The sequence below is a fragment of the Arthrobacter sp. T2-23 genome, assembly GCF_055398325.1.
This window is the reverse complement of record NZ_AP027917.1, coordinates 57745-79086: the sequence shown is the minus strand read 5'-3', so window position 1 is coordinate 79086 and position 21342 is coordinate 57745. Positions and strand designations below refer to the sequence as shown.

General features: G+C 67.7%; 22 protein-coding genes. 17 read left to right on the top strand and 5 right to left on the bottom strand.

The genetic code is table 11. The annotated features are described in order from the left end of the window. Nucleotides 1-6 precede the first annotated feature (6 nt). From gcvT to ACZ5Z0_RS00395, 7 genes are all read left to right on the top strand, one after another. Nucleotides 7-1128, top strand: a complete 1122-nt coding sequence (gcvT, locus tag ACZ5Z0_RS00425; RefSeq protein ID WP_464109407.1) for a glycine cleavage system aminomethyltransferase GcvT — start codon at nucleotides 7-9, stop codon at nucleotides 1126-1128. Nucleotides 1129-1182: 54 nt separating this feature from the next. Further along, entirely contained in the window at nucleotides 1183-1566 is a 384-nt protein-coding gene (gene gcvH / locus ACZ5Z0_RS00420; RefSeq protein ID WP_464109406.1) for a glycine cleavage system protein GcvH, read from the top strand. Then, nucleotides 1563-2882 carry a serine hydroxymethyltransferase gene (glyA, locus tag ACZ5Z0_RS00415; protein ID WP_464109405.1) on the top strand — a complete coding sequence of 440 codons (1320 nt, stop codon included), beginning with the start codon at nucleotides 1563-1565 and terminating at the stop codon, nucleotides 2880-2882. Before gcvH ends, glyA begins: the two co-directional genes overlap by 4 nt. 91 nt (nucleotides 2883-2973) lie before the next feature. Next, nucleotides 2974-4386, top strand: a complete 1413-nt coding sequence (locus ACZ5Z0_RS00410) for an L-serine ammonia-lyase (protein ID WP_464109404.1) — start codon at nucleotides 2974-2976, stop codon at nucleotides 4384-4386. Between the two features lie 8 nt (nucleotides 4387-4394). Further along, the gene (locus tag ACZ5Z0_RS00405; RefSeq protein ID WP_464109403.1) at nucleotides 4395-4574 is read left to right on the top strand and encodes a hypothetical protein; all 180 of its coding nucleotides are present in this window, start codon (nucleotides 4395-4397) and stop codon (nucleotides 4572-4574) included. Nucleotides 4575-4662: 88 nt separating this feature from the next. Further along, nucleotides 4663-5664 carry a lipoyl synthase gene (lipA, locus tag ACZ5Z0_RS00400; RefSeq protein WP_464109402.1) on the top strand — a complete coding sequence of 334 codons (1002 nt, stop codon included), beginning with the start codon at nucleotides 4663-4665 and terminating at the stop codon, nucleotides 5662-5664. A 56-nt stretch (nucleotides 5665-5720) separates the two neighbouring features. Further along, a complete protein-coding gene (locus ACZ5Z0_RS00395; RefSeq protein WP_464109401.1) occupies nucleotides 5721-6227 on the top strand; it encodes a DinB family protein in 507 nt (168 codons plus the stop codon). An 18-nt stretch (nucleotides 6228-6245) separates the two neighbouring features. Here the strand turns inward: ACZ5Z0_RS00395 and ACZ5Z0_RS00390 are convergent, their stop codons facing one another. Beyond that, nucleotides 6246-6995 (bottom strand): lipoate--protein ligase family protein, encoded by a 750-nt coding sequence (locus ACZ5Z0_RS00390; RefSeq protein ID WP_464110665.1) that lies wholly within the window; start codon nucleotides 6993-6995, stop codon nucleotides 6246-6248. A gap of 16 nt (nucleotides 6996-7011) precedes the next feature. Between ACZ5Z0_RS00390 and ACZ5Z0_RS00385 the strand changes: the two genes are divergently transcribed. Beyond that, the gene (locus tag ACZ5Z0_RS00385) at nucleotides 7012-7395 is read left to right on the top strand and encodes a DUF2177 family protein (RefSeq protein WP_138769187.1); all 384 of its coding nucleotides are present in this window, start codon (nucleotides 7012-7014) and stop codon (nucleotides 7393-7395) included. A 30-nt stretch (nucleotides 7396-7425) separates the two neighbouring features. Here ACZ5Z0_RS00385 and ACZ5Z0_RS00380 read toward each other — a convergent pair whose 3' ends face one another. Further along, nucleotides 7426-8229 carry a thioesterase family protein gene (locus ACZ5Z0_RS00380; protein WP_464109400.1) on the bottom strand — a complete coding sequence of 268 codons (804 nt, stop codon included), beginning with the start codon at nucleotides 8227-8229 and terminating at the stop codon, nucleotides 7426-7428. 158 nt (nucleotides 8230-8387) lie between these two features. Between ACZ5Z0_RS00380 and ACZ5Z0_RS00375 the strand changes: the two genes are divergently transcribed. From ACZ5Z0_RS00375 to ACZ5Z0_RS00360, 4 genes are all read left to right on the top strand, one after another. Then, a complete protein-coding gene (locus tag ACZ5Z0_RS00375; protein ID WP_464110664.1) occupies nucleotides 8388-9083 on the top strand; it encodes an endonuclease/exonuclease/phosphatase family protein in 696 nt (231 codons plus the stop codon). 234 nt (nucleotides 9084-9317) lie between these two features. Beyond that, nucleotides 9318-10001, top strand: coding sequence for a polysaccharide deacetylase family protein (locus ACZ5Z0_RS00370; RefSeq protein WP_464109399.1), 684 nt, complete (start codon nucleotides 9318-9320; stop codon nucleotides 9999-10001). A 278-nt stretch (nucleotides 10002-10279) separates the two neighbouring features. Further along, nucleotides 10280-11548: an alkaline phosphatase family protein gene (locus tag ACZ5Z0_RS00365; RefSeq protein ID WP_464109398.1), complete on the top strand. Its 1269-nt coding sequence runs from the start codon at nucleotides 10280-10282 to the stop codon at nucleotides 11546-11548. Then, entirely contained in the window at nucleotides 11545-12741 is a 1197-nt protein-coding gene (locus ACZ5Z0_RS00360; RefSeq protein ID WP_464109397.1) for an alkaline phosphatase family protein, read from the top strand. The genes ACZ5Z0_RS00365 and ACZ5Z0_RS00360 overlap by 4 nt, the downstream gene beginning before the upstream one ends. A gap of 91 nt (nucleotides 12742-12832) precedes the next feature. On the opposite strand, the gene ACZ5Z0_RS00355 is transcribed toward ACZ5Z0_RS00360, so the two are convergent. Further along, nucleotides 12833-13426, bottom strand: a complete 594-nt coding sequence (locus tag ACZ5Z0_RS00355) for a DUF1345 domain-containing protein (protein ID WP_464109396.1) — start codon at nucleotides 13424-13426, stop codon at nucleotides 12833-12835. Between the two features lie 77 nt (nucleotides 13427-13503). After that, nucleotides 13504-16041: a bifunctional lysylphosphatidylglycerol flippase/synthetase MprF gene (locus ACZ5Z0_RS00350; protein WP_464109395.1), complete on the bottom strand. Its 2538-nt coding sequence runs from the start codon at nucleotides 16039-16041 to the stop codon at nucleotides 13504-13506. 323 nt (nucleotides 16042-16364) lie between these two features. Between ACZ5Z0_RS00350 and ACZ5Z0_RS00345 the strand changes: the two genes are divergently transcribed. The 5 genes from ACZ5Z0_RS00345 to ACZ5Z0_RS00325 all read left to right on the top strand — a co-directional run bounded on the left by ACZ5Z0_RS00345 (nucleotide 16365) and on the right by ACZ5Z0_RS00325 (nucleotide 20951). Next, nucleotides 16365-17669 carry an alpha/beta hydrolase gene (locus ACZ5Z0_RS00345; RefSeq protein WP_464109394.1) on the top strand — a complete coding sequence of 435 codons (1305 nt, stop codon included), beginning with the start codon at nucleotides 16365-16367 and terminating at the stop codon, nucleotides 17667-17669. 76 nt (nucleotides 17670-17745) lie between these two features. Next, nucleotides 17746-18507, top strand: coding sequence for a phosphatase PAP2 family protein (locus ACZ5Z0_RS00340; RefSeq protein WP_464109393.1), 762 nt, complete (start codon nucleotides 17746-17748; stop codon nucleotides 18505-18507). Nucleotides 18508-18514: 7 nt separating this feature from the next. Beyond that, a complete protein-coding gene (locus tag ACZ5Z0_RS00335) occupies nucleotides 18515-19264 on the top strand; it encodes a DedA family protein (protein WP_464109392.1) in 750 nt (249 codons plus the stop codon). A gap of 5 nt (nucleotides 19265-19269) precedes the next feature. Then, a complete protein-coding gene (locus tag ACZ5Z0_RS00330; protein ID WP_464109391.1) occupies nucleotides 19270-19944 on the top strand; it encodes a response regulator transcription factor in 675 nt (224 codons plus the stop codon). Between the two features lie 8 nt (nucleotides 19945-19952). After that, nucleotides 19953-20951, top strand: a complete 999-nt coding sequence (locus tag ACZ5Z0_RS00325; RefSeq protein WP_464109390.1) for a sensor histidine kinase — start codon at nucleotides 19953-19955, stop codon at nucleotides 20949-20951. A gap of 13 nt (nucleotides 20952-20964) precedes the next feature. Here the strand turns inward: ACZ5Z0_RS00325 and ACZ5Z0_RS00320 are convergent, their stop codons facing one another. Further along, on the bottom strand, nucleotides 20965-21294 hold the full coding sequence (locus tag ACZ5Z0_RS00320) for a hypothetical protein (protein ID WP_138769177.1): 330 nt from the start codon (nucleotides 21292-21294) through the stop codon (nucleotides 20965-20967). Nucleotides 21295-21342 lie beyond the last annotated feature (48 nt).

Here is a 21342-nt window from a genome sequence, read left to right as displayed (position 1 = left end):
CCCCCGATGAGTGAGAAATACACTGCCCTCTTCGAGCAGCACAAAAAAGCCGGCGCCTCTTTCACGGACTTCGGCGGCTGGCAAATGCCGCTCAAGTACGAATCGGAACTGGCTGAGCACCACGCTGTCCGTAACGCCGCGGGTCTGTTCGACCTCTCCCATATGGGCGAGGTCTGGGTCAGCGGCCCGGACGCCGCAGCGTTCCTCGACTATGCCCTGGCCGGGAAGCTCTCCGCCGTGGCCGTAGGCAGAGCCAAGTACTCGCTGATCTGCCAGGAAGACGGCGGCATCATCGATGACCTGATCTCCTACCGGCGTGCTGAGGACAAGTACCTGGTGGTCCCCAACGCCGGAAACGCTGCGGTAGTGGCCGCGGCACTGGCCGAGCGGGCTGCAGGCTTTGACGTGACGGTGGAGGATGTCTCCGCCGAAACCTCGCTGATCGCGGTCCAGGGCCCCAACGCGGAAGCCATCCTGCTGACGCTGGTTCCGGCCGGGCAGCACTCGCTCGTCACGGAGCTCAAGTACTACGCCGCGGTTGAGGTTCAGATCAACGGACAGGACCTGCTCCTCGCCCGTACGGGCTACACCGGTGAGGACGGCTTCGAAATCTACATTCCCAACGAGGACGCCGCCGGTCTCTGGGAAGCACTGCTGGAAGCCGGCGCCGGCCAGGGGCTTATCCCCGCCGGCCTGGCCTGCCGTGACTCGCTGCGCCTAGAAGCCGGCATGCCGCTCTACGGCAATGAACTCTCCCGCGAAGGCAACCCGTACGCCGCAGGCCTGGGACCGGTCGTCTCGCTCGTCAAGGAGTCGGACTTCGTCGGCAAGGCAGCCCTGGCCGAACTCAAGGCGGCCGGCGCAGGTTCTACCACCGGTCGCAAACTTGTGGGCCTCAAGGGCCTGGGCCGCCGGGCCGGCCGCAGCCACTACCCGGTCCTGAACGACGGCAACGTGGTCGGCGAAGTGACCTCCGGACAGCCGAGCCCCACCCTGGGATACCCCGTCGCGATGGCCTACGTCGACGTCGAGTTCACCGAACCCGGCACCGCACTGGACATCGACTTGCGCGGCAAGGCCGAGCCGTTCGAAGTCGTGGCGCTGCCGTTCTACAAGCGCGAAAAATAGCCCGGCCACCGGCCGGTCACGAAACCACCAAAACGAACTCAAGGATTGATAGACATGAGCAAAGTAGCAGCTGAACTGAAGTACTCCGCGGAACACGAATGGGTCGCCGCTGACGGGTCGGGACCGGCCGGGATCGGCATTTCCGCCGTCGCCGCGGATGCCCTGGGCGACATCGTCTACGTTGACCTGCCCGAGGTCGGCTCCGCGGTAACCGCGGGGGAGACCTGCGGCGAGGTCGAGTCGACCAAGTCGGTCTCGGACCTGTACGCGCCGGTCACCGGCGAGGTCACCGAGGTCAATGACGCTGTTGTGTCCGATCCGGCCCTGATCAACAGCGATCCGTACGGCGCCGGCTGGCTGTTCAAGGTCGCCGTGGCCGGGGAAGGCCCGCTGATGTCGGCAGAAGAGTACGCTGCGGCCAACGGCGGCGAACTGTGAGCGGGGCTACGGCGGCAGGCACCCTGACCGCCTTCGAGCAGGTCGTGTCCCCGTCCCTGGACGCGGAGCTGTCCGTGTTGGATCCGGAGATCGCCGCCAGGATCGACGCCGAGCTGGGCCGCCAGCGCGACGGCCTGGAGATGATCGCCTCGGAAAACCACACCGCCAGGGCCGTGATGCAGGCGCAGGGTTCGGTGCTGACGAACAAGTACGCCGAGGGTTACCCGGGCAAGCGCTACTACGGCGGTTGCGAGCACGTGGACGTTATTGAACAGCTCGCGATCGACCGGGTCAAGGCCCTCTTCGGCGCCGGGTACGCCAACGTCCAGCCGCACTCCGGTGCGCAGGCCAACGCCTCCGTGATGCACGCCCTGATCCGTCCGGGCGACACCATCATGGGCCTGAACCTGGCACACGGGGGCCACCTCACGCACGGCATGAAGATCAACTTCTCCGGCCGGCTCTACAACGTGATCCCGTACCAGGTCCGGGAGGATGACCACCGGATCGACATGGCCGAGGTGGAGCGCCTGGCCCAGGAACACAAACCGCAGCTCATTGTTGCCGGCTGGTCCGCGTACGCGCGCCAGCTCGATTTCGCCGAGTTCCGTCGGATCGCCGATTCGGTGGGCGCCTACCTGATGGTGGACATGGCGCACTTCGCCGGGCTCGTCGCGGCCGGACTGCACCCCTCGCCGGTCCCGCACGCGCACGTCACCACCTCCACCACGCACAAGACCCTCGCCGGTCCGCGCGGCGGCATCATCCTGACGAACGACGCCGACATCGCCAAGAAGATCAACTCCGCGGTGTTCCCGGGCCAGCAGGGCGGCCCGCTCGAGCACGTCATCGCGGGCAAGGCCGTGGCCTTCAAGATCGCCGGGTCCCCGGAGTTCAAGGAACGCCAGGAACGTGTCCTCGCCGGTGCCCGGATCCTCGCCGAGCGCCTGGTCCAGCCGGACGTCACCGCGAAGGGGATCAACGTGATCTCCGGCGGCACCGACGTGCACCTGGTCCTGGTGGACCTGCGCAACTGCGAGCTCAACGGGCAGGAAGCCGAGGACCGCCTCGCGGACATCGACATCACCGTCAACCGCAACGCCGTCCCGTTCGACCCGCGCCCGCCGATGGTCACCTCGGGCCTGCGGATCGGCACCCCGGCGCTGGCCACCCGCGGCTTCGGCGAGGCAGCCTTTGCCGAAGTCGCGGACATCATCGCCGAGGCTTTGACCGCCGACGCCGGCGCGGACCTCTCCGGTCTCCGCACCCGGGTCCAGGCCCTCGCCGCAGCCCACCCGCTCTACCCGGCTCTCTAGCCAGCCCTGGTGGTCTGGGCCTGTCCAAGCATTGGGGGTTGGACAGGCCCAGCCACCGACATTCGAAGCAATACTCAGTGAGGAACCGACAATGGCTGTTGGAGTCTTTGATCTCTTTTCCATCGGGTTGGGGCCTTCGAGTTCGCACACCGTAGGGCCCATGCGGGCCGCGGCGGTGTTCGCCGGGGAGCTCAAGGCCTCGGGGGTCCTGGAGCGTGTGGCGTCGCTGCGGGTGGACCTCTACGGGTCCCTGGCCGCGACCGGCCACGGGCACGGGACCATGACCGCGATCCTGCTTGGCCTCGAGGGCTACCACCCTGAACTGATCCTCCCCGAGGAAGTGGAGGAGCGGCTGGCCGCCATCGCCGAGAGCGGGAAACTGCAGCTGGCCGGCGCCGTCACCCTGCCCTACGGCGTCAAGGACATGGTGCTGCGGCCGCTCACCATCCTGCCCCGGCACACCAACGGCATGACGTTCACGGTCTCCGACGCCGACGGCGAAACCCTGCACAGTGCCACCTTCTTCTCCGTCGGCGGCGGCTTCATCGTCCGCGACGGCGAGGAAGACGCCGCGCTGAAGGAACTCGACGAATCCAAGAAGGAATTGCCGCTGCCGTTCCGCACCGCCGCGGAACTGCTCGAACACTGCCAGGCCCGGGGCCTCTCGATCGGCGAGGTCATGTTCGTCAACGAACGTGCCTCCCGCACCGAGGAGGAGATCCGCGAAGGCCTCCTGCACATCTACTCGGTGATGGCCGAGTGCGTGGCCACCTCCCTGAAGCGCGAGGGGCTGCTGCCCGGCGGGCTCAAGGTCCGCCGCCGCGCCCCCGACTGGCACGAACGCCTGCTCAAGGAAAACGCCGACCAGGACCCCGACTACCGCGACCCGAAGTACTGGCAGGAATGGGTCAACCTGATCGCCCTGGCCGTGAACGAGGAGAACGCCTCCGGCGGGCGTGTCGTCACCGCCCCCACCAACGGCGCGGCCGGGATCATCCCCGCGGTGCTCTACTACGCGCTGCACTTCGCCCCCGGGATGGACAAGGCCACCCAGGCCGACCGCGACGAGACGATCGTCAAGTTCCTGCTGACCGCCGGTGCGATCGGGGTGCTGTACAAGGAACAGGCCTCGATCTCCGGCGCAGAGGTCGGCTGCCAGGGCGAGGTGGGCTCGGCGTCGTCAATGGCTGCCGCCGGGCTGGCCGAAGTCATGGGCGGCACGCCGCAGCAGGTCGAGAACGCCGCGGAAATCGCGATGGAACACAACCTCGGCCTGACCTGCGACCCTATCGGCGGGCTGGTGCAGATCCCCTGCATCGAACGCAACGCGATCGCCGCGGCGAAGGCCATCAACGCCGCCAAAATGGCCCTCTGGGGCGACGGCACCCACCGCGTCTCGCTCGACGAAGTCATCGTGACCATGCGCGAAACCGGCAAGGACATGAGTTCCAAATACAAGGAAACCGCCATGGGCGGACTCGCCGTCAACGTCGTCGAATGCTGAGGGCTGCGATGGACATTAACCGAGCCAGACGGCCGCGACGGTACGGGCGCAAACCCGCCGGCCAAGCCCTGGTCACGCACCAGAACCGGCACCGCTACCGGCTTGGGGAAGCCTGGGCCGTTGGCCTCACCGGCTTTGCCGCCCTCACAGGGATCCTCTACGCCGCCAGCGTGTACACCCAGTGGTAACGGCCCCCGCTCCCGGACCGCCCCCGACCACGGGGGTTCGGAATATTTCGACGCAGCCCTAACCGGCTCACTGACGAAGGAAAAACAGATGACACTGGCACCAGAAGGCCGGAAGATGCTGCGGATCGAGCAGCGCAATGCGGCCACCCCGGTGGAACGGAAGCCCGAGTGGATTAAGGCCAAGGTCCAGATGGGCCCGGAGTTCGTCCAGCTCAAGAACCTGGTCAAGAAGGAAGGCCTCCACACGGTATGTGAGGAGGCCGGCTGCCCGAACATCTTCGAGTGCTGGGAAGACAAAGAGGCCACCTTCCTGATCGGCGGCTCCGAATGCACCCGGCGCTGCGACTTCTGCCAGATCGATACCGGCAAGCCCTCCCCCGTGGACATGTTCGAACCCACCAAGGTGGCCCGCTCGGTCCAGGCCATGGCCCTGCGCTACGCCACCGTCACCGGCGTGGCCCGCGACGACCTCGCCGACGAGGGCGTCTGGCTCTACGCCGAAACGGTCCGCAAGATCCACGAGCTGAACCCGGGCACCGGCGTCGAACTGCTGATCCCCGACTTCTCCGGCAAGCCCGAGCACATCGAGGCCATCTGCGACTCCAAGCCGGAGGTCTTCGCGCACAACGTCGAAACCGTGCCCCGGATCTTCAAGCGCATCCGTCCCGCTTTCCGCTACGAGCGGTCCCTGGACGTCATCACGCAGGGCCGCAAGCTCGGCATGGTCACCAAGTCCAACCTGATCCTGGGCATGGGCGAGACCCGCGAGGAAATCTCCGAGGCGCTGCGCGACCTGCACGAGGCCGGCTGCGACCTGATCACCATCACCCAGTACCTGCGCCCGAGCGAACGGCACCTCCCGGTGGACCGCTGGGTCAAGCCGCAGGAGTTCGTGGACCTGCAAAACGAAGCCGACGAGATCGGCTTCCTCGGTGTGATGAGCGGACCGCTGGTGCGCTCCTCCTACCGCGCGGGCCGGCTCTGGGCCACCGCGATGCGCAAGAAGGGCTGGGAAATCCCCGCCGAACTCGCACACATCGAAAGCTCGGGCAGCACCCGCCAGGAAGCCAGCTCGCTGCTCGCACGGTGACCTCAGCGGCCAGGTGCCCCCGGGATCAGCCCGGGGCGTTGCTAGGCTGTCGGCCCATGAGCACTTTCCCCAGCATGGAACCGGGCATCTTCGCGGCGGACCCGAAGGCGCAGTTCGACGCCTTCCTCGACGAGCACCGGGCCGCCCTGCACGACTGCCTTGACGGGCTGACCGAGCAGGAGTCGCGGGCTTCCCTGGTCCCCTCCCGAACGACCCTGCTGGGGCTGGTCAAGCACGCCACGTTCGTGGAGAAGGTCTGGTTCGACGAAGCCATCACCCGCCGGAGCCGACAGGAGATCGGTATTCCGGCGACCCCGGACGAATCCTTCATCCTGGCCGACGGCGACACCATCGCCGGCGTCCAGGCCGCCTACCGGAGGGCGTGCGCGGAGTCCCGCAGCCGGACCGGACGCCTGGGGCTGGACGCGCTAGTCACCGGGAACCGCCGCGGACCGCTGCCGTTGCGCTGGGTCTACCTGCACATGCTGCGTGAACTCGCCCAGCATTGCGGGCACGCCGACATTCTGCGCGAGCAACTCCTCGCGGCGCGCACGACCGGCTGAGCCTTCCCCGGCCAGGCGCTACGCACGGAGGCTGCCGAAGTCGCCGTCGTTGAGAGCGGCATACCGCCTGTAGGCACCCAGCACGGCCGTCTCGATGGCGTCCACGTCCAGGTGCGGGACCAGATCGTTGACCGCACCCGCTGTCGCGGGATCCCAGTCCAGCCCCAGGGCCGCGTAGCTGGCCCCGAGCACGGCCCGGATCGGCGCGGAGTTCTCCACGATGATCACCGAACTGAACAGCCAGCCGCCGGAAACCACGCGCTGGGCGGTGCCGATGAGCTTGACCTGGTGCGAGGGGTCGGCAGCGTCGGTGCCGTGGACGCTGAACTCCCCCGGGCAGTACTCCCCCGGGATCTCCCCGACGGCGGCCTGCACCCCGGCGTCGCGCAATGCCTGCGCCAGTAGTTCGCCGAAGAACGAAAAGCGTCCCTTGGCCCCGGCGATCGCGTCGGCGTCGGGCTCCAGGTGATCGATCACCAGGGTGCCCTCGTGGTAGGCGGCGGCCCGCCCGCCGGCCTTCCGGACCAACGGCTCGAAACCGAGTTTGCGGCAGGCCTGCGCCGCGGCGTCGTAGCCCGGCAGGTGCGTGTCCCGCTGTCCGAAAGCCACGGTCGGCGCGGGCCGGTAAAGCCGCAGCATGGGCCCCAGCGCGCCCGTCTTCACCCGCTGCAGCAGCTCCAGGGCGAAGTCCAGGTCTCCTGCGGCGCCGAGCGTGTGCTCCTGCCGGAACACCGTCAGGGTCCGGGGTCCGGCCGCCGCCTGCTGCATGTTGTTATGCTCCCTTATGGTCATTCTGCAATTCCTGGTGGTAGCCGCCGCATTCGCCGTCATTGACGCCGTCTGGCTTAAGTCGATGAACAAGTTCTACCGCCGGCACCTGGGACACCTGATGGCTGACAAGCCCCATCTAGGGTACGCCGTCGTGTTCTACGTGCTGTACATCGCCGGAATTGTCTTCTTCGCCCTGCGTCCGGCGCTCGACGGCGGCAGCTGGCTGACCGCTCTGGGCTACGGCGCAGCACTGGGCGGGTTCGCCTACGCCACCTACGACCTCACCAACGCCGCGACGCTGAAGCGGTGGCCGCTGGCGATCGTCGTCGCGGACATCCTGTGGGGCGCCTTCCTGACCGGCCTGGCCACCGTCGTCGGCTGGCTCGTCTTCCACTAGCCGGAACTGCGGGGGGGGCGGCCGTCCCGGTCAGCTTTTCCGCAACGTCAGGATCTGTTCGGCGCGTCCGAAGGGGCCCTGCAGGTCATGCAGCACCGTGGAGGTAAGGCCGATGCCGTCGGTGCCGAAGGACACCTCGTTGTCCAGGCCCAACCAGTCGCCCTCGGGGCGGCGGTACATGTGGATCTGCAGGTCCAGGTTGGGGAAGGCGTAGCTGCCCTTGCCCGGCGGAACCCGGGCCGCGATCCCGTTGGCGGTATCCACCAGGCCGACCAGCCGGGCCAGGTCGCTGCTGTCAGCCCGGTCGGTGAGCGGGTGGTCTGTGTGCAGCCAGACGGTGCCGGAGCCGGCACGGTGGCCCTCGGCGATGCGCATCTTCAGCGAGGCAATGTACCCGCCGGGCCAGACCGTTGCGGCGTCGTAGGGCTCACAGTCTTCCGGCGCAGGGATCCGGGGGTCCTCGACCGCGGCGACGGCGGAGGTGTCGGAGGTGATCATCCGCCAGGCCGTCGCCCGGATCGCCACGCGGCCGCCGGCGATCAGTTCGGCCTGCAGTAACTCGATGGTCCGCCCGGGGCGCAGCGTGGTGGTGGTGACCTCAAATTCGCCGCCCGGGATGAGGCCGAGGATCTCGTAGCTGATCCGGGCCATCCGCATGTCGTCCCGCGGCTCGTGCCGGGCCAGGCAGTCGGCCATGATGCCGGACGCAGGCGCCATGTGCTGTTCGTGCGCGTTCCAGGCGCCCTGGGCGTGGATTGTGGAGCGGAAACGCCCGTCCCCCAGCACCTCATAGTAGAAATTGCCCTCGGCCAGCACCGGTAGTTCAGCAGTCAACGTCGACCCTTTCGCAGCATCCATCAGAGAATCCAGTCCACCCTATCGTCTCGGCCGGCCACGTATTCTCCGCGTCCTTGGTCTCCCTCGATCCACCGGACTGGGTAGACTCGGGAGCAGGCTTACCCCGACTATCGTGCGAAGAGGTGCTCCCCCTGATCCGAGTTATCAGCTACAACCTCCGCAAACACAAGGCCAGCGGCGAACTGAAGGCTTTGGCCAGCAGTTTCGATATTGACGCGCTTTGCCTCCAGGAATGCGACACCGAGGACTTGCCCGAGAGCATCGGCGACCTTCACCTCGCCGATGCTACGAAGGGCAACCGGCTGGGCCTGGCGATCTATTACCGCAAGGATCGGTTCACGGCCTACGACACCAAGACCTTTGCGCTGAAGAAGTCGCTGCACGACCGGGTGCTCGCGCCGGCCCACGAGCGGCTCATCGGCACCCGCGTGGTCGACAACGAGACGGAGCACGACCTCGTTATCGCTTCCTTCCACGCCGCGCCGCTGACGGCCTCGAACTCACTGCGCCGGAACCAGATCCACGCCGCCCACGCAGAACTGCTGAGCATGGGCGGGGGGCTGATGACGCTGATGGTGGGCGACTTCAACTACCCGTTCTTCACCAAATACCTCACGGAACAGATGAAGGACGCCGGCTACGAGCTCTCGCTCAGCGACCGGCGCACCTACACCCGCTACAAGGTGTTTAAGGGCCACTTCGACTTCGCCACGTCGCAGGGCCTTATGATAGAAAGCGTGGAAACACTCCCGCGCGGAGCGTCCGACCACCTACCGATCCTCATTACGGCGGAGTACGGCAAGGACGCCCCAGGGTCATCCGCGGGCTGAGGCCCGCGCCCCTTCACCTCCCCAGAGATCGGAAAAATTCCAGTGGCTTGGACTCCTAACCGGCGTTCATTCCTGCTGGCTGCCGCAGCCACCCTTGCCTTGCCCGGCTCCGGCCCCGAGCACCTGCAAACCAGGGGGGCGGAAACCGCAGGACGGGAGCTTCCTCCTCCGGTCGTGCCGGAACCGCCGGCCGGGCGCCCTGCCACGCCGGTGACGTCGTTGAGCCGGGCTGACGTGACAACGTCGTTCGCCGGGCGCACTGCGAAGTACTGGGGACTGGAAGCAGCCGGGGTACTCACCTGGCTGCCCCCTGCTGCGGCCGGGGTGGCGTTGACCGTCGATTTTTGCGGCGGGCCCAACGGCAATGGGGCCGATCTGGCCCTCCTGGCCCTTCTGCGGCAGCAGCAAGTCCCCGCCACCTTGTTCTTGAACTCGCGATGGATCGCCGCCAACCTGTCCCTCGCCAAGGACCTGGCCGCCGACCCGCTCTTCGAACTCGCCAACCACGGCACCAACCACCGGCCCCTCTCCGTCACAGGCAAGAGCGCCTACGGGATTACCGGCACCGCAAATGCCGGCGAGGTCTACGACGAGGTCATGGCCAATGACGCCCGCCTCACCGAACTCACCGGAAAGCGGCCCCGCTACTTCAGGCCCGGCACCGCCTACCTGGACGAGGTCGCCGCAGAAATTGTCCGCGCCCTGGGCGTCATCCCGGCCGGATTCAATGTCAACGGCGACGCCGGCGCCACCTTCCCCGCCGCAACGGTCACCCACGAGGTCTCCCGCGCCCACGCCGGCGACATTGTCATCGTCCACGGCAACCACCCCGCCGGCGGCACCGCCGCCGGGCTCGCCCGTGCCCTGGCCGCCATGAAGGACCGCGGCGAAATCTTCCTCCCGCTCCCCCGGAGCTGAATTCCCTGACCACCCGGGCACTTCGCGGTTCGCGTCCCAGAGGCGGTCGCTCCCGGTTGCCGTCGGGTGAACCTGGCCGACCTGTGAGCGAACGCGCAGTGAACACCCCATGAACTAACCCCGATATCGGCTCGCGACGTAACCGTTTCGTGATCTAATTTTGGGCGTGAACTGTACCCGCGAGTAACTTTTCCGGGCCCGCCAGCGATTACCCACATGGCGCCCGACTGAGCCTCTCCGGTGGCGCGGGAAGCCCCCCGACGATCAAGGAATCCGACGTGAATTTTTCAAGACGCAACTTTTTGGGCGCGGCAGGGACCGTTGCCGCGACAGCCCTGGCCAGCGGCGCCACTCTCCGGACTGCGGCTGCCGCGGCGCCCGCGCTTCCGGCGCCCGGCGCCTCCGGAATCGACCACATCATTGTGGTGATGATGGAGAACCGCTCCTTCGACCACTTCCTCGGCTGGATGCCGGGGGCCAACGGGAAACAGGCCGGGCTGAGCTACATCGACCGCTACGGCATTCCGCACTCGACCCACCACCTGACCGATTTCCAGGGCTGCGGCCACCCGGACCCGGACCACTCCTACGAAGGCGGCCGGATCCAGTACAACAACGGAAAGAACAACGGCTGGCTCCGGGCCGGCGAGAACGACGAGTTCGCCGTCGGGTACTACGACGCCGCCGACCTCGACTTCTGGCGGCAGGCCGGCCCTGACTGGACGGTCTGCGACCAGTACTTCGCGGCGACCATGGCCGAAACCTACCCCAACCGGTTCTACCAGCACGCCGCCGCGACCGACCGGATCCACAACTCCACGGTAACGAGCACCTTGCCGACGATCTGGGACCGGCTGGCCGCCGCCGGCGTCTCCGGCAAGTACTACTACGGCGACATCCCCTTCACCGCGCTCTGGGGCACCAAGTACCTCGGCATCTCGCACCACTACTCCGAGTTCCTTTCCGACGCCAGTGCCGGAACCCTGCCCGCGGTGTCCTTCGTGGATCCGCGGTTCACCGACGAGGGCTCCGGCACCTCCGGCGACGACCACCCGCACGCCGACATCCGCTCCGGCGAGACGTTCCTCGCCGAGGTCTACAATGCCGTCACCTCCGGTCCGGGCTGGGCCAACACCCTGCTCGTGGTCAACTACGACGAATGGGGCGGCTTCTACGACCACGTCGCCCCCACGACGGCTCCGGACACCAGCGCGGACACCGCGCTGCGCGGCTTCCGGGTTCCCTCCCTGGTGGTCTCGCCCCGCGCCCGGCGCCGGTACGTCGCCCACAATGTCTACGACCACACCTCTGTGCTCAAGGCCATCGAATGGCGCTGGAACCTGCCGCCGCTGACCCCGAGGGACAAGGCCGCCCGCAACATCGCCGAGGTCCTGGACTTCGGAGCCCCTGCCAACCTAAACGCCCCCAAGTACCTCGTCCCGCCGTTCGTGGCCGGCCCCGCCTGCACTCCCGTGGGCCCGCCGCCGGCCGAAGAATGGTCCGGACTGAAACAGAAAGCACTCGCCGACGGATGGAAGCTCCCGTGAACCCCACCACAACCACACCCGCACGCCGCGAACCGCGCAGCAGGCGCCGCCCCCTGAAGCGGATCGCCTCCGCGGCACTGCTCGTCCTGGCCGCCGCGACGCTCAGCTACGGCCCCGCGTCCGCCACGGCGGGCACACCGGCACAGGCGACCACCGCCGTCCCGGCCGCCAGTACCACCGCGAAGGGCTACCTGCCCGGGGCAAAACATGTCTTTGTGATCAACCTTGAGAACAAGGGCTACGACGAGACCTGGGGCCCGAAATCCGCCGCACCCTATCTCTCGCAGACGCTGCGCAGCCAGGGCGTGCTGCTGAACCAGTACTTCGGCACGGCCCATAACTCCCAGCCCAACTACGTGGCGCAGATTTCCGGCCAGGGTCCGAACCCCCAGATGCAGGCAGACTGCCAAAACTACTCACCGTTCGTCGGCAGCGGCACCGCCAGCCCGGGCCAGGCTGTCGGGGACGGCTGCGTCTTCCCCGCCAGCGTCCCCACCGTCGCGGGGCAGCTCAAGGACGCCGGGAAGACCTGGAAAGGCTACATGGAGGACATGGGAACCCCGTGCCGGCACCCCGCGCTCGGCGCCGTCGACGACACCCAGAAAGCCAAGGTCGGCGACCAGTACGCGGCGCGGCACAACCCGTTTGTGTACTTCGCCGGCATCACCGGATCCCCGGACTGCGCCAAGAACGACGTCGACCTGTCCGCCCTGAAGACGGATCTCGCCTCAACCGCCACGACGCCAAACCTGTCGATGATCACGCCGAATCTCTGCCATGACGGACACGATTCCCCGTGTGTCGACGGGCAGCCGGGCGGCCTGGCCAGCGCCGACGCCTGGCTCAAGCAGTGGGTTCCGGCCATCACCTCCTCCCCCGCCTTCAAGCAGGACGGGGTCCTGGTCATCACCTTCGACGAGTCCGACGGGCCGCAGAGCGACGCCAGTGCATGCTGCGGCGAAGGCCCGGGACCGAATTCGCCGCTGCCGGGCATCACGGGCATGGGCGGAGGCCGCGTCGGTGCGCTGGTCCTCTCGCCCTTCACCAAGGGGGGCACCTGGTCCACCACCCCGTACAACCACTACAGCCTCCTCGCCAGCATCGAGGATACTTTCGGCCTGCCCTACCTCGGGTACGCCGGGACGCCGGGGCTGAACCGCTTCGGCCTCGACGTCTACAACGCCGGGGTCTAGGACAGGTCCCGCAATAAACGGCAAACGCCCGGCCGGTGCTCCTGCACAGGCCGGGCGTTTGTGTTCCGACGGGGGTCGTTCACCCGCCGGGTCAGTGGATGAGGCCGGACACGAGGTTGATCGTGGTTGCCAGCACGATGGCGCCGAGCAGATAGGAGAGCAGCGCCTGGCGCAGCACCGTCGTGCGGATGGCGTCCGTCTTGAGATCGGTATCCGAGACCTGGAATGTCATTCCGACGGTGAAAGCCAAATAGGCGAAATCGAGGTAGCGCGGGAGCTTGTCCTCATTGAAGTCGACGCCGGTCTTGTCACGGTAGTAGATGGACGCGTAGCGCAGCGTGTAAAGGGTGTGCACGAGCAGCCAGGACAGGGCCACGCTACCCAGCGCCATCGCGATAATGGCTGCCTTCGTCCCGCCCTCGGCATTCGATGCGTCCAGCAGGATCAGGGCGACCCCGCCGAAGCTGGCGATCGTCGCCGTCAGGACAAGGACATCGGAGACTCCCCGGCTGGGGTCCTCGCGCCGGGCGTGCGCCGCCGTCGCCTCGGCCTGCAGCCCTGCGATGACCGCCCAAACCCAGATCAGGTACGTCAACGACGCTGCCGCCCACCCCATCGCGGGCGCGTAGGCCCATGACTTCAAGGCCCCCACCGCCAGGGCTGTAAGTATGCCAACGACTGCCATCACCAAGACCCTGAGCCGCGAATGATGTGCCCGGGTATCAAAGTTCCCGCCGTGGTGCCACGGCCCGCTGTCTGTACTCATTCTGCGATCATTCCATCTGCCGGGCCTGAAGCGGCACCGGACGCGCCGCGGCCTTTGACGCTGCGGCGGAGGACGCTGAGGGCTAGCTGGAAGCGCTCCCGGAGAGAAAGGTCGGGCAGGTAGGCGCGGGTGAGCGCGTTGGCTATGCCTGGAAGGGCCGCCGAGTCCGGATAGACCATGTACAGCGGGACGTACAGCGGGCGGAACTTCCCCTTGAAAGCCAAGAGTGAACGGAAGCCGTAGACGGGCTCCAGCGCGGATCCCAGCCGGTCGAGCAGGCGCTCCAGGCGTCCGGTCTCGTCCGGGCCGGCGTCGCGGAGCCGGATTTGTCCCTCCCCGGGGGCGTGCGCCAGTGGTGCCCCGGAGAGGCTGATGAACTCGAAGCCCTCGTCCCGGAGACTGAGCGCAGCGGATGCGATGAGGAACTCGATCCCCGGTCGGAATCCTGAGCTTCGGCCGCGCATGAAGTCCAGCGTCCACCCTGCTACGCGTCCATCACGGTAGACCGGCAGCCAGGACGTGACGGTGTGGACGTGGTGCCGGACGTCGACGGCGATAAGGCAGCGGACTTCAGGGTCGTTGAGCTCCTCAACACCCCCAAGGGTGAAGCCCATCTCGGGCATCGTGCGGTCGGCCACCCATTCCTCGGAGATAGCCTGGATCTGCGCCTGGATTGCCAGCGGCGCGTCGGGATACCGGACCCATTCGGCGCTGATGCCTGCCTTTGCGGCGTTGTTCATGGCCGTCCGGATGTCCTGGAACCGTTTGCCGCGGAAAGACAGGCCTGCCAGGGGCAGAATGGTCTCCTGGGCGACCTGCACCGAATCCCAGCCAAGGGCCGACGCGGCCTCCCGGACCTCGGAGCGCACGGAGTAGAAGCACGGACTCCATCCGTTGGATCTGCAGAATCCGGCGAATTCGGCCACCGCGTCGGTGGTCCCGGACGCCGGTCCGACCGGGCCGCCAAGGGTCAGCGCGATGCCGGCGATGACGCGGTAAGCGACAAAGCTCTCGCCGCTGCTGGAAAACCAGTAAACGTTCCCCGGCCACGTCGTCATCCACGCGATGGAGCTTCCCTCGCCGGCCCGAAGGATCGCCCGGGCCCGGTCAATATCGGCACCGTTGCGGGGGTGGGCCGGACGCAGGAACGACGTGAGTACCCACACCCCGCTAATGGCCCAGAATGAAATCCCGACGCCTTCATAGAGCAACACGGCCGGGGTGCTCTCGGGGAAAAACGCCGGCGGCAGGTCCACGGTGAAGCCCAGCGGAAGGAATCTGTCCGGGACGTCCGCCACCAGGTCCGCGAGCGTAGGGACGGGGCTGAATCCCGGAGCCAGCACCACACCGAGCAGGACATAGACAACACCGAGGACCCCCGCGAGGCCCAGGACGCGCAACGCCAGCCGCCGGTACGTCCCGCGGGGCGCAGCAACGGGGAACATCGGCCGGCACGCCAGCAGCACAACAAAAAGAATGACCGGCAGGAGAAGTGGGGGCACCAAAGTCAGCGGGTGGGTTTGGCCGCCCACCCGGCTGGCGTCGACCAGCTCCCCCGCGACCGTGCCGGGGTCTGCCGCCTGCAGAACCCCGACCATCGTGACCAGTGCCAGGACTGAAATGGCGGCCTGGACCAGCACCGCACCACGCCACGCGGCCCGACGCCCCCGGCGCAGTCCTTCAGCCAGCAGCAGCAACAAGAATGACGGCACTATCGCCATGAAGATGGCCCCGCCTCCGGCCCTCAGTTGCAGGAGCATGGCCTCACACTCCCGATGCTCGGCGGGGATTGCACATACGCTCTGCAAGGTCTGGGGGTCCACCGGCTGGATATCGGTAAAAATCAAACGCAGCACCGCGAGGGGACCCGCCGCGTGCGGGGTCAGACCGGCAACCACAGGCCCCACCGCCGACACCGCCACCAGGAGTGCTATCAGTACCCGCCCTTCGTGCCGTGAGCTGACCGGACGTCGGAGCCGGGGTCGGCGGCCCAAGAGCAAGGGGCCGAGCAACGCGCCTGCAGCGCCGGCCCCGAGACGGACCAGATCCGTAAACCCGCCGCTGTAAAGGGCGAGCAGGATGAGCAGGCCGAAGAGTCCCAGCCGGATCCGGCGCCTCCACAGCGGCCCCATGGACGCCGTGGCAGCCATGAGGGCGCCATAGACCATGGCGCTGGGGCCCAGGAAGTAGGTTGCATCCAGTCCCCGGGCCCAGCTCCCTATCAGGAGCCTCGTTGCCCCCCAGAAGCCGGTAGCGGCCAGGACGCCCGCAACCTGGGATGCGACGGCGGCGAGCGCCAGCTTCAGGCTGCCGATCTGGCGTTCCAGAGGTATGCCGGCAAGCAACACCAGTGCTGTGCCCAGGATGTAGCCTGGCAGGTTCCGGGCCCATAGGGCGGAAGCCAGCACGGCCCACCAGTGGGCAGGCCAGAATTGCGTCGTCGCGGCCACCTCTGCCTTCCACCCCGGTCCCGGCCCTTGGAAGATGCTCGACGATGCGACGCCGACGCTCCAGAAGACAGCGACAAACCCCACGGTGACCGGCGCGTTCCGCAGTGACGAAAGAACCCATCGCGGCGACCCGCGGCGAGGCGGCGGCCTTACCCCAAGGACGGGCGTCGACACTCGCGCTGTCAAAGGGCACTCCTTTCAGGGCATCGGAACTGCAGGCTGCCCCGTCCCATAGGTACCATTTGACCACTCCCTCCACCGGTGCGACAGTGCGTCCCCGGCAGAGCGCTCCCCAGCGCCACGGGAAGGCATGCAGGAGCGCCGGCATCCACCGAACTCCCAGCGTTTCCCTGCGGCTGGAGTGCTATAACTGCCTGAGACGGACGCGCTTGATGGAGGGGACCCACATGCAGCAGCTGCTCGGCCTGAACGTCGTCGATAAAGCGCTGCTCTACGCCTTCTACAGCCTGTCGGTACTCGCCTGCCTCTACCTCGCGGTCCGGAGACCACTCCCGCCGCGCTGGTTGCTGGTGGCGTTGGTGGGGCTGGCGGGCGGCGCCCTGGCCGGCGCCATCACGCTCGTTGTCTGCGAATTCGTGATCAATGTGTTCGGACTGCCGCTGGAGCCCGATACCCGCGCCTGGGTCATCTCCGCCTTCGCCGGGGTCGGGCTTGCCGTGGTCAACCTGTGGCGTTCCCGCTGGTGGCGGAAGGCGGCCGCCGTGATCGCCGTGCTGGTTTTCGTCTCGACGGCGGCCCTGGGCATCAACGCCGGCTACGGGCTGAACCCCACCCTGGGTGCCATGCTCGGGCTGAACCAAGCCAAGCACCTGGCCCTGCCTGCGCTGAACCCGAAGGCCCGCCAGGACAGCGGTGTTCCGCTGTGGCAGAGCTGGACGCCCCCGGCCGGGATGCCGGCAACGGGGCGAAGCGGGGCCGTATCGATCCCGGCAACCGCCTCGGGGTTCCGCGCCCGGGACGCGTATCTGTACCTGCCGCCCGCGGCCCTGGTCGCCGATCCGCCGCCCCTGCCGATCGTCATCATGATGATGGGCCAGCCGGGAGGACCTGAGCAAAACAAATCCGCGGTCCAGGAACTCAACGCACTCGCCCAACGCAACCATGGGCTGGCCCCGCTCTTCCTCACCATCGACCAGCTGGGCAATCCGTACCAGAATCCCGTCTGCGTGGACTCGGACAAGGGCAAGGTGTACACCTACGTCACCACCGACGTCGTCAACTTCATCCGCACCAAGCTCAATGTCGCGGCCGCCCGCGTCCAGTGGGCGGTCGCGGGCTACTCCAACGGCGGCGAGTGCGCCCTCTCCTTCGGGGCCAAGAGGCCGGAGCTCTTCGGGTCCCTGCTGGACATCTCCGGCGAGCTCGAGCCAATTGACGGCTCTCCCGAGAACACCGTAAAGACCATTTTCGGGGGCAGCCAGGCGGCGTTCACCGCCGAAAAGCCAGCCACCATCCTCAAGGCACACCAGTACAGCGACTCGCTCGCCATCTTCACCAGCGGCGCCTTGGATCCGGTGTACGGGCCGCAGGCCGCCGCCGCCGAGGGCTTCGCTAAGGCCGCCGGCATGACAACCCGCCGGTTCGTCGGCGAAGGCATCGGCCACCGGGGTGACTCGGTGGATTACGGGCTCAAGACCGGGCTGCCGTTGCTGTACGAGAGGTTCGGACTGATGCCGGCGGGAAGTTCTTAAGCGTTTCTTAAGCCGGGGGGCGAAGACTTGGACAGGACGCGTAACCACGCGCCGCTGCCCCGAACCGGAGGAATCCATGGCTGGACCCACCCCTCTCGACCGATCCGCCCAGCACCCCGTTCCCGACGCCCGCCCCGCTGCGGCGCCGCGGTTCCGGGCCCTTCCGCAGGCCCGGCACTGGTTGCTGGTGGGCACCCTGCTCTGCGCCGCCGTGATCGCACTGGGCGTGGCCGTGCAGCTGGTGCCCGGGGACACCCGGGCGGAACTGGGCGTGGACCAGGACCTCAGCCAGCACCACTCCGCCGCGCTGACCGCCGTCGCGATGGGCATCAACGTGCTGTTCGGGCCCGTGGTTGGACTCGTCCTGATCGGCGTCGTCGCGCTTTTCCTCTGGCTGGTCGGCCGCGATCTGGTCAAAGCCGTCGCTTTCGGCCTGGTGGCGTGTTCGGGCTGGGTGGCCAGTGAAGTCTTCAAGCTCATCATTGCCCGCCAGCGGCCCAACCCGGCCATGCTGGTGGACCCGCTGTCCCCGGAGACGGGTTCCAACAGCTTCCCGAGCGGCCACGTCTCCTTCGCCGTCGCGCTCGCGTTCGCGCTCTACTTCCTGGCCCGCGGGACCCGCTGGTCCAAGGTAATCGCCGCCGCAGGCGCAGCTGTGGCCCTGGTCGTGGCCTGGTCGCGGCTCTACATCGGGGTGCACTACCCCACCGACGTGGCAGCCTCGTTCCTGGCCGCCAGCGCAGCCGTCGTCCTGCTTTCCGGACTCTGGAACCGCTTCGGCCCCCGGCTGGTGGAGCGTCTGCCGTCCGCCGTGTTCCTCCGAGCAAACCGAGCGTAAGGACCCAATGGTGCACAGTATCGACATTTCGGGATTGGCCCCGGCCCTGGCGGCCGCGGGTGGATCTCCCTCCCTGCTCGACCCTGCCAGCCTGCTCGCCGGGCTCGGCCCGGCCGCGCTGGGCGTCATCGCCGCGATGGTGTTCGTCGAGTCGGGCGTGCTCTTCCCCTTCCTGCCCGGCGACTCCCTGCTCTTCACCGCCGGACTCCTGCATCAGCAGCTGCAGCTGACGCTGCCCGTGCTGATCGGCGTCGTCACCGCGGCCGCCATCGCAGGTGACCAGGTCGGCTACCTGCTGGGGCGTACCTTTGGCCGGCGGTGGTTCAAGGATGACGCCAGGGTGCTGAAGACAGCCCACCTGGCCACAACGGAAGAGTTCTTCCGCCGTCACGGCGGCGCCGCCGTCGTGCTGGCCCGATTCGTACCCATGGTCAGGACCTTCGCGCCGCTGACCGCAGGCATCGGCCGCTACGAGTACAAGGCCTTTACCCTCTGGAACATCGTCGGGGCGCTCGCCTGGGCCACCTCCGTGACCTTGCTGGGCACCTGGCTGGGACACTACGAGATCATCGCCAAGAACATCGACGTCATCGCCGTGGTGATGGTCCTCGTCTCCGTTGTGCCGTGGCTGATCCAGCTGCTCAAGCGCCGCCGCAGCCACCGCCGCGACGCCGGAGCCCCGCCGCAGGCCGAGCACGGAACCACCCGCGACACGGGCGACGTCGGACACCACCGGGAACCGGCCGCGAAAGAATAAGTGTCATGACACTTGCTGACCGGCCGGCCCTGCTGCTCGTCGAGGACGACCCCGTACTGGGCCCGCTGATCGCCGAACTGTTGGAGCCGGACTACCGGGTCCGCCTGGTCGCCAACGGCCAGGACGGCCTGCACCTGGGCCTGACTGAGCCGTGGGACGTGCTGGTCATTGACCGCGGCCTGCCCGTGATGGACGGGATTGCCGTGATCGCCGCCCTGCGGTCCAAGGGGATCGCCACGCCGATCCTGATTCTGACGGCGCTGGGCGACCCGGACGAGAAGGTCCGGGGGCTGGACGCGGGTGCCAACGATTACGTGACCAAGCCGTTCGACGCCGGCGAACTGGCCGCTCGGCTGCGCGCCCTGACCCGGATCTACACCCGGGCCACGGGCACCATCAGCATCGGCGACTGGGAACTCGATCCGGCGTCGCGGCTGGTCCGCTCCGTCTACGGCGGCACGGTAACCCTCACGGCCAAGGAGGCCGAGGTGCTCGCGGCGCTCGCCGCCGAACCCGGAAGGGTCTTCACCCGAGATGAACTGCTCGCAGGCTTCTTCGACCCCACGGACCAGCCCGGCGTGATCGACACCTACGTCCACCACCTGCGCCGGAAGATCACCCGGACTGTCATCCGCACCGTCCACGGCGTCGGCTACCAGCTCGGCGAGGCCAATGACTAGGGAAGCCCATGACTAAGGAAACCCCCCCGGGAGGATCGCCGGACCAGTCCACCCTGCGCAGGGCCTCGCTCAAGGTGGCCGTCCGCATCAGCGCGGCCTGCGCGGTCATGGTGTTGTGCCTGCTGGCCGTCGCCGCCTTCTACCTCATGAACAAGCTGGCCCATCCGGAGTTGCCGGCGCCGACGGCGGCCGGGACGACCTACGCGTACCTTGATTCCCGGGACCTGCTGGAGGCGATGATCATCGCCGGGCTGGCCGGCATCGCGCTGGCCGGCATCGTGGGATGGCTCAGCGCCCGCAGTGCCATCCGGCCACTGGGCGAGGCGCTGGCCCTGCAGCGCCGGTTCGTCCAGGATGCCAGCCATGAACTCCGCACTCCATTGGCCATCCTGGACACCCGGATCCAGCTCGCGCAGCGTAGTGCCGAGCCCGATTCCAAGCAGGGACGGGAGCTGGCCCGGATCCGCGAGGACGCCGCCACGCTCACCGGCATCGTCAACGAACTGCTGCTGGCCGCCACTACGGAGGCCCCGGACCCCGCGGCCGAACCTGTCGATCTGGCCGACGTCGCCGGCGCCGTCGCCCAAAGCCTCGAGCAGCTGGCGGCGGCCAACGACGTCCGCCTGGCATTCTCCGCCGCCGGCCGCCCTCTTGCCAGGATCGACCGGAATGCCCTCCGGCGCGCGATTCTCGCACTGGCGGACAACGCCCTGGCCCACACCCCGCCCGGCGGGCTCGTCACCATTTCAACCGCCGCCGAGCAGCACCATGCGGTGATCACGGTGGCGGACACGGGTGCCGGCATTACCGGCGTCGACCAGGACAGGATTTTTGATCGTTTCGTCAGGACGGCCGGCCCCGACGGGACACGCGGGCAGCGCAGCTACGGCATCGGCCTGTCCCTGGTCCGCGAAATCGCGATGGCGGCCGGCGGCACCGTTGAGGTGGCCCGGACCGGCCCGGAAGGCACGGTCATACGGATCGTCCTTCCCGCCACCGGCCACTGAGGCCGCGGCGGGCTCAGTTTGCGGACGCAGCCCGGGAGCCTGCCGGCTCGTTGACCGCGGCGCCTGCCGGCTCCACATTGGTCCTGGCCAGCAGCGCGGCCACCACTTCCGCCACAATGTCTTCCTTCTCCCGCTTCTTCGCGTCCTCCATCTGGGCCACTTCAACGCGGGCCGCCTGCCAGGCGGACCAGTGGCCGGAGACGAGGGCCCAGAGCGAGAGGGCCGACACGTACACGACCGAATCCAGCCAGCCCATCGTCAACGAAATCGGGATCATGACGATCCACAGGATCGCCAGCCAGCCGTTGACCCGCCGCATGAAGACGGGATCCCCCTGAACCATCGCCCACAGACTCTTTACCGGTCCCACGCATCCTCCTCACATCAACGG